The organism is Pseudomonas sp. FW305-28 (assembly GCF_017351395.1).
Taxonomy (GTDB): domain Bacteria; phylum Pseudomonadota; class Gammaproteobacteria; order Pseudomonadales; family Pseudomonadaceae; genus Aquipseudomonas; species Aquipseudomonas fluorescens_AA.
In genome coordinates this window covers 1-895 of record NZ_JACNDD010000303.1, presented here as the reverse complement: position 1 = coordinate 895, position 895 = coordinate 1, and the positions used below count along the sequence as shown (strand labels likewise).

The following is an 895-nucleotide window of genomic DNA, read 5'->3' as shown; positions in this document are numbered from 1 at the left end:
GAGCGGCACGTTCACCGTGACCGCGCTGGACGGTGTGCAGACCTTGAGTGTTGGCGGTATCAATGTGGTTATAGGCGGCGTGGCGGCGGGTTTCCCGCAGTCCATCACCACCGCGCTGGGCAACACGCTGACCATCACCGGCTACAATGCCAGCACTGGTGTGGTCAGCTACAGCTACACCTTGCTGGACAACGAAACCCATCCAAATGCCAACGGTGCCAATAGCGTTAGCGAACAATTCGCCGTTGTGGTTACCGACGATAACGGCACCACGGCCAACGGCAACCTGGACGTAAATATCGTCGACGACTTGCCCAAAGCCGTGGACGACAGCAACGCCAGCACGGCTTCGGAAACCCACCTGACCCTGACCGGCAGCGTCCTGACCAATGACACCCAAGGCGCGGATCACGTGGCGTCCGGCCCAATCACGCCCGGTACCTTCACCGGCACCTACGGCACCCTGGTGCTCAACGCCGACGGTTCCTACACCTACACCCTGAACACCGCGGACGCCGATTTCAAAGGCTTGCACGGCGGCGGCAACGGCAGCGAAACCTTCACCTACACCCTGACCGATGCCGATGGCGACACCAGCACTGCGAACCTGGTGCTGCAAGTGCACAACAACGACGACCCGGTGGTCATCACCGGCCTCGACACCGAGGGCGGTGAGCTGTCGTTGCAGGAAAAAAACCTCAGCGACGGCAGCAGCCCGGATGCATCGGCCCTGACCCAAAGTGGCACGTTCACCGTGACGGCGCTGGACGGCGTGCAGACCTTGAGTGTTGGCGGTATCAACGTCGTCACCGGCGGCGTGGCAGCCGGTTTCCCACAATCGATTACCACTGCGCTGGGCAACACCTTGACCATCACTGGCTACAACGCCAGCACT

1 protein-coding gene is annotated in these 895 nt (G+C 61.7%); it reads left to right on the top strand.

Annotation, left to right across the window (positions count from 1 at the left end; genetic code table 11):
* On the top strand, window positions 1–895 hold an 895-nt coding region (locus J4E53_RS30525), incomplete at both ends, for an Ig-like domain-containing protein (protein WP_207268294.1).